Genomic DNA, 6,622 nt, shown 5'->3' with positions numbered 1-6,622 from the left:
CGCTCTCAAGGGCCGCCCGCCCGCGTGCCCCCCCCCCCCCCCCGGCGGCCGCGGCCCCGCCGCGGGCGCACCCCCCCCCCCCCCCCCGGCCGCCCCCCGCGCCCGCCCCCCCCGCCGCGCCCCCCCCGGCTGGCCCTGCGCGCCCCCCCCCGGCGGACCCCGCCCGCCCTGCCCCGCCGAGCGAATCGCCGGCGCGCTCGCGCCTGGCCGCGCTGCGCAGCGAGATCGGCAAGGCCGTCGTCGGTCAGGACAGCGCCATCACCGGGCTCGTCATCGCACTGCTCGCGCAGGGCCACGTCCTGCTCGAGGGCGTGCCGGGCGTCGCCAAGACGCTGCTCGTGCGCTCGCTCGCGGCAACCCTAGACGTCAAGACGACGCGTGTGCAGTTCACGCCGGACCTCATGCCGGGCGACGTCACGGGCTCGATGATCTACGACGCCGCGACCTCCGCGTTCGAGTTCCGCGAAGGCCCCGTCTTTACCAACCTCTTGCTCGCCGACGAGATCAACCGCACGCCGCCCAAAACCCAGGCCTCGCTGCTGGAGGCGATGGAAGAGCGCCAGGTCTCCGTCGACGGCACACCGCGCGCGCTGCCAGATCCATTCATGGTCGTCGCGACGCAAAACCCCGTCGAATACGAGGGCACCTACCCGCTGCCTGAGGCCCAGCTCGACCGCTTCCTCCTCAAGCTCGTCCTGCCCGTGCCCCCGCGCGAGGACGAGATCGAGATCATGCGCCGCCACGCGCACCGGTTCAACCCGCGTGACCTGCACGGCGCGGGCCTGCGCCCGGTCGCCTCGCCCGCGGACCTCGCGGCGGCGCGCGCCGAGGTCGCCGAGGTCGACGTCGATGAGGCCGTGCTCGCCTATGCCGTCGACATCGTGCGCGCGACCCGCGTCTCGCCCTCGCTCAAGCTCGGCGTTTCGCCGCGTGGCGCCACCGCGCTGCTGGCCGCCTCGCGCGCCTGGGCCTGGCTCTCCGGCCGCACCTTCGTCACGCCCGATGACGTCAAGGCCCTCGCCCTGCCCACCCTGCGCCACCGCGTCTCGCTGCGCCCCGAAGCCGAGCTCGAGGGCATCAGCACGCAGCAGGTCATCGGCTCCGCGCTCTCCAACGTCCCGGTGCCGCGCTAGCCATGGCGCTCACCCACCGCTCCGTCATCCTTGCCGCCCTGGGGATCATCCTCGTGGCGGTGCGCCCCGTCGCCTCGACGGTGGCGCTGTGGGCGGTGATCCTCGCGATCCTGATCGCGCTCGACGTTGTGCTCGCGCCCAAACCCGCGACGCTGTCCTTTGTGCGCTCCACCGACCCGACGACGGTACGCCTCGGCGCGAGCGCCGTAACCTCGCTCGCCGTCTATAACGGCGGCAGCCGCACGGCCCGCATCCAGCTGCGCGACGTGTGGCAGCCCACCGCCCGCATCCAGCCCGAGTCCGGGCGCCTGACGATCCCGCCGCAGGAGCGGCGACGCTTCACAGCCGAGCTCATGCCGGTTCGGCGCGGCAAACGCCGCAGCCAGCAGGTCGCGATCCGCGTCGCCGGCCCGCTGGGGCTGGCCTACCGCACCGGCACGCGCACCGTCGAGGGCTCGCTGCTTGTCCTGCCGCCATTTCACGCCCGCCAGCACCTGCCCTCGCGCCTGGCGCGGCTGCGCGAAATGGACGGCCAATCCTCGGTCAACATCCGCGGCCAGGGCACGGAATTCGACTCGCTGCGTGAATACGTCATCGGCGATGATGTGCGCGCGATCGACTGGCGCGCCACGGCCCGCGCCCAGGACGTCATGGTCCGCACCTGGCGTCCCGAGCGTGACCGCCGCGTCGTCGTCATCATCGACACCGGACGCCTGTCCGCTGTGCGCCTCGGCAACGAAATCCGGCTCGATGCCTCCATTGAGGCGACGCTGCTGCTCGCGGCCCTCGCCGGCCACGCCGGGGACCGCATCGATGTCCTGGCCGTCGACACCGCCGTGCGCGCCCACGTGCGCTCCAGTTCGGTGACGACGCTCATGCATGAGCTCGCCGTGGGCCTCGCCGACGTCGAACCCAACCTCGGGGAGACCGACTGGCAGCTCGCGGCTTCCCTCGTGCGCCGCACCGTCTCCCAGCGCAGCCTCGTCGTCATCGCGACGGCGCTCGATTCCAGCGTCATCTCCGGCTCCATGCGCACCGCCGTCGCGGCGCTCGCCGCCCAGCACACCGTCGTCGTCGCCGGCGCTTACGATACCGAGCTCAATGACCTGACCCAGCGCCGCGAGGACCTCTCCGAGATCTACACCGCCGCGGCCGCCGAGCGCTCCCTGCTCTCCGCGCGCGACGCGGTAGCGGCCCTCGCCCGCACCGGAGCCTTCGTCGTGCAATCCTCGGCCGACGCCCTCCCGCCGGACCTGGCCGATATGTACCTGCAGCTCAAGGCCACCGGCAAGCTCTAGCGCAGCGCGCCCTCCAGCTGGCGGTAGCCGGCATCATCGTCGGCGAGGTCGCCATCGAAGCCCAGCCGGCGGGCACGCGCACCAAAGTAGAGCGTGTAGGCCCAATACGCCGCGAGCGCGAGCGCGCCGATGGCGATCTTCACCGGCGTCGGCAGCTCCGAACCCGTAACAAAGCCCTCGACGAGGCCAGAGACCCCGAGGACGATAACGAGGCCCGCCGCGACGATCGCGAGCGTCCTGCCGTCCTCGGCCAGCGCCCTCGCGCGCGTGCGATTACCGGGCGAGACCCACGCCCAAAACAGTTTGAACGCCGCCCCGGCCGCAATGAAGATCGCCGTCAGCTCCAGCAGCCCGTGAGGCAGGATCGAGTAGAAAAACACGTCGAGGTGATCGTGCATCGCCATGACGGCGCCCGCCTGCCCCACCCCCGTCGCGTTGACGTACATGACGTAGGCCGGCAGCACCCCGGTGATACCCGATCCGACGACGAGCCCCGCGATCCACGCATTATTCGTCCACACCTGGGCGGCGAAATCTGGCGCGGGATAGTTCGTGTAGTACGCGACGAAGGCCTCCTCGGCGTACCGCCGCAGCTGCGAGGGCGTGCCCACCTGGGCCTGCATCGCCGGCGAATGATAGAATGCGTACCCGTAGGCCACCGCGACGAGCACGAACAGTAGCCCCGCCGCGAGCGTTTGATAGCGCACCCGGTAAAACGCGAGCGGCAGCGTCACGATAAAAAACTTGGCGATACCCGCCAGCGAGAAATTCTCCGAGCCCGTCAGCCGGGCGCGCGCCCGCGCCACCGAAATCGACAGCCGCGAGATGACGCTCGGATCTGGCGCCGCGGTGCGAATGAGCGAGAGGTCGCGCGAGGTCGCGTGATACAGCTGCGCAAGCTCATCGATCTCCTCGCCCGTGAGCGAGCGCCGCCCGGCCAGCTCATCGAGCCGATTCCACTTCGCCCCGCGGTAGGCGCTATATGCATCGGTATCCACACCTGTAATGTGCCATATATGAGCACCGCAATGTCAGTCACGTCGCCGGGCGGAAAAGAATCCATCATCACCGGCGAGGCGATCGAGCTGGAGGTCCGGCCCGCCTCGGTGCCGCTGCGGGCCCTCGCCGGCGCGATCGATGCCGCCCTGTGGGGCGCGACCGCGCTGTTTTCGATCACCATGATTCTGCGCTACGTGCCACCGGACAACGCCGCCCAGGGCCAGACGCTCGCCGTCGTCGGCATCGCCATCTTGACCTTCGGCATCCCGTTCGTCCTGGAGTGGGCGACGGGCGGGCGCTCGCTTGGCAAGACCGTCGTCGGAATTCGTGTGCTACGCGAGGACGGCGGCCCGGTGCGCGTGCGGCACGTCTTTGTCCGCTCGCTCGTCGGCGTCGTGGAGAACTGGCTGACGTTCGGCGCACTCGCGACGGTGGTCTCGCTGTCCAACGCGCGCGGCCGACGCCTGGGCGACATGCTCGCGGGTACCTACGTCGTGCGGATACGCGACGTAGAGGCCACCGCCTATCCGCTGCTCATGCCGCCCGAACTCAGCGCCTGGGTGCGCACCGTCGACATCGGACCGATCCCCTCGGCCCTGACGACGCGCGCCCGCATTTTCCTCACGCGCGCCGCGACGCTGAACCCTGAGGCGCGCCGCACGCACGCCGAAGCGTTAGCAAGTGAGGTGGAGGCCTACGTCTCCCCCGCGGCGCCCGCCGGCACCCACCCGGAGCGCTTCCTCGCCGCCGTCCTCGTGCGGCGCCGTAACGAGGAGTACCTCTCCTATGTGCGGTCCGAGGAGCGCAACGGGCTTTAGTCGCCGACGATGGCGCGCTCGGCGAGCAACAGCGGGATCCCCTCGCGCACCGGATAGGAGCGCGTCGGGCTCACGCCGACGGTACGAAAGCAGCCGCCATGCTCATCGCTGTAGCGCAGCTCGGCTCCGGTGACGGGGCAGCGCAGCGCAGCGCTCACCCACGCGGGCAGATCAGTCATCGTCTTCTCCTTGGCTGTGCACGATGCGAAGGTTGGGCCGCGCCGCACCGGCGCTCGGCTCGGTGATATCGCGCGCGGCGAGGCGGCGGGTGGGCGGCACATAGGGTTTGGGGCGCTTGGAGGCCTCGCGCACCGCATCGGCCAGCGCTGTCAGGTCATCGGTGGAGGGCGCGGCAGCCTGATAGTCGACCTGCAGCCGGATGACATCCCAGCCGCGCGGCGCGGTCAGCGTGCGGGCGTGCTCCTCGCACAGATCGTAGGCGTGCGGCTCCGCCTTGACGGACAGCGGCCCGACGATCATCTGGGCATCGCCGTAGACGTAGGTCAACGTCGCGACGGCGGAGCGAGTGCAGCCTGGTCGAACGCACGGGCGGACGGATTTCACCCTTCGATGGTACCTGGATCTGGCCTAGGCTAAGACCGTGCCCTTCCTGCCGATGGTTCCCCCGCGCCGCGCCGGTCGGCGACGCGATCGCCACGGCCGCGGCATTCGCGGCCCCCTGCTGCCCCCGGCGCTACCGGGCTGGCGCACCAAGCGCGAAATCTTCGACGATATTGTCACCGGCCACGTACGCGCCCTCATGACCGAGCATCCGCGCCTTGCCGCCGTCGAATTCGCCGTCGAGGAAGTGCCACCGTCCAACCCCTCGCGTTTTGAGGCGCGCGGGATCACCCTTGCCCGCACCTTCGCCGCCGACCGCAGCCACGGCCTGAAATACCGCGTCGTGCTCTACCGGCTGCCCATCGCCACGCGCTGCGCCTCCGTCGCCGAGATCGACGAGCTCACGCACTACGTCCTGATCGAGCAGTGCGCCGAGATCCTGGGCGTCGCGGTGACGGACCTCGATCCCGATTTCCCGCTCTAACGCGCGCCCGGTGCTACCGTCGGTGATATGACACCTGACGCGCCCCTCATTGATCGCTCGCTGTTCGGCCCCGGCCCGACGAATACCTACCCCGAGGCCGACGCTGCCCTCGTGCGGCCGCTGCTTGGCCACCTCGATCCCGTCTTCATTCAGCTCATGGACGAGACCTGCGAGATGCTGCGCACGCTGTGGGGCACGACGAATGCGCGCACCCTGCCGCTGTCCGCGACGGGTTCGGGCGGCATGGAAGCCGCCTTCGTTAACACCGTTCACCGCGGCGACGTCGTGGTCGTCGCGATCAACGGGCTCTTCGGCCAGCGCATGGCCGAGCTCGCCTCCCGACTCGGCGCGCGCGTCGTGCCCGTCGAATCCGAGTGGGGCCGCCCCCTTGATCCCGACGACGTGCTGCGCGCCCACCCCAGCCCCGCAATCATCTGCGCCGTGCACGCCGAAACCTCCACCGGCGTACGCAACGACGTCGCCGCACTCGGCGCCGGCAAGGGCGATGCGCTGCTGCTGACCGACCACGTCACCTCGATCGGCGGCATGCCACTGGCCGTCGACGACTGGGGAATCGACGTCGCCTACGCGGGCACCCAAAAGTGCCTCTCCGTCGCGCCCGGGCTTGCGCCCTTCACCATCAACGACCGCGCCTTCGAGCGCCGCGTCGAGCGCCCCACCTCGTGGTACTTCGATCTCGGCCTGCTCGGCGGCTATGTCGGCGGCGACGCCGGCGGCAAACGCACCTACCACCACACCGCGCCGACGGCGATGGTCGTCTCCTTGCACGCCGCGCTCACGCGGATCCTTAGCGAGGGCCTCGACGCCGTCACCGCGCGTCACGAGGCGGCCGGCGCGGCGCTGCAGGAAGGCCTGCAGGAGATGGGTCTCGAGCTCTTCGCCGCCGATGGATACCGGTTGCCGCAGCTAACGACGGTGCGGGTACCCGACGGGGTCGACTCGGCCAAGGTGCGCGCCTACCTCCTTGAGACGTTCTCGATCGAAATCGGGGCGGGCGTCGGCGAGTTCGCGGACTCGGTGTGGCGGATCGGGCTCATGGGCCACAATGCGCAGCCGCGCTCGGTGGCGCTCGTGCTCGGCGCGCTCAAGCAGGCGATCGCCGCGACCCGCTAGCCGCGCCTCCCGGCCCAACCATCCCCGACGAGCATCCCCGCCCGGGGCATCCCTCGCCGGAGCATCCCCCGCCCGGGGCATCCCTCGCCGGAGCATCCCCCGCCCGCGCCCGCGCGTGTACTCCCGCTCGCTCACGCGCGTACACGCGCGTACACACGCGCCCACGCGTTTACCCACCTGCGCGCGCCTGCGCGT

General features: G+C 70.8%; 8 protein-coding genes. 5 read left to right on the top strand and 3 right to left on the bottom strand.

Features of this window, described 5'->3' with window-relative positions:
• Positions 1–203: 203 nt before the first annotated feature.
• Positions 204–1,133, top strand: a complete 930-nt coding sequence (locus MUN85_RS02250; protein WP_250505212.1) for an AAA family ATPase — start codon at positions 204–206, stop codon at positions 1,131–1,133.
• A 2-nt stretch (positions 1,134–1,135) separates the two neighbouring features.
• The gene (locus MUN85_RS02245) at positions 1,136–2,431 is read left to right on the top strand and encodes a DUF58 domain-containing protein (RefSeq protein WP_250505206.1); all 1,296 of its coding nucleotides are present in this window, start codon (positions 1,136–1,138) and stop codon (positions 2,429–2,431) included.
• Here the strand turns inward: MUN85_RS02245 and MUN85_RS02240 are convergent.
• On the bottom strand, positions 2,428–3,429 hold the full coding sequence (locus tag MUN85_RS02240) for a stage II sporulation protein M (RefSeq protein WP_250505205.1): 1,002 nt from the start codon (positions 3,427–3,429) through the stop codon (positions 2,428–2,430). The two genes, MUN85_RS02245 and MUN85_RS02240, sit on opposite strands and share 4 nt — an antisense overlap.
• A 30-nt stretch (positions 3,430–3,459) precedes the next feature.
• On the opposite strand from MUN85_RS02240, the gene MUN85_RS02235 reads away from it, so the two are divergent.
• Positions 3,460–4,248 (top strand): RDD family protein, encoded by a 789-nt coding sequence (locus MUN85_RS02235; RefSeq protein WP_250505204.1) that lies wholly within the window; start codon positions 3,460–3,462, stop codon positions 4,246–4,248.
• Here MUN85_RS02235 and MUN85_RS02230 read toward each other — a convergent pair.
• Positions 4,245–4,427, bottom strand: coding sequence for a Trm112 family protein (locus MUN85_RS02230; RefSeq protein ID WP_250505203.1), 183 nt, complete (start codon positions 4,425–4,427; stop codon positions 4,245–4,247). The two genes, MUN85_RS02235 and MUN85_RS02230, sit on opposite strands and share 4 nt — an antisense overlap.
• On the bottom strand, positions 4,420–4,812 hold the full coding sequence (locus tag MUN85_RS02225; RefSeq protein WP_250505202.1) for a DUF3499 domain-containing protein: 393 nt from the start codon (positions 4,810–4,812) through the stop codon (positions 4,420–4,422). The genes MUN85_RS02230 and MUN85_RS02225 overlap by 8 nt, the downstream gene beginning before the upstream one ends.
• A 37-nt stretch (positions 4,813–4,849) precedes the next feature.
• On the opposite strand from MUN85_RS02225, the gene MUN85_RS02220 reads away from it, so the two are divergent.
• Together MUN85_RS02220 and MUN85_RS02215 are read left to right on the top strand one after the other, a co-directional pair.
• On the top strand, positions 4,850–5,293 hold the full coding sequence (locus MUN85_RS02220) for a metallopeptidase family protein (RefSeq protein ID WP_250505201.1): 444 nt from the start codon (positions 4,850–4,852) through the stop codon (positions 5,291–5,293).
• A gap of 27 nt (positions 5,294–5,320) precedes the next feature.
• Entirely contained in the window at positions 5,321–6,427 is a 1,107-nt protein-coding gene (locus MUN85_RS02215) for a pyridoxal-phosphate-dependent aminotransferase family protein (RefSeq protein ID WP_250505200.1), read from the top strand.
• Positions 6,428–6,622: the final 195 nt, after the last annotated feature.

The organism is Bowdeniella massiliensis (genome assembly GCF_023634005.1).
Classification (GTDB): domain Bacteria; phylum Actinomycetota; class Actinomycetes; order Actinomycetales; family Actinomycetaceae; genus Bowdeniella; species Bowdeniella massiliensis.
The sequence above is the reverse complement of the archived record's forward strand: the minus strand, read 5'-3'. Positions and strand labels throughout refer to the sequence as shown.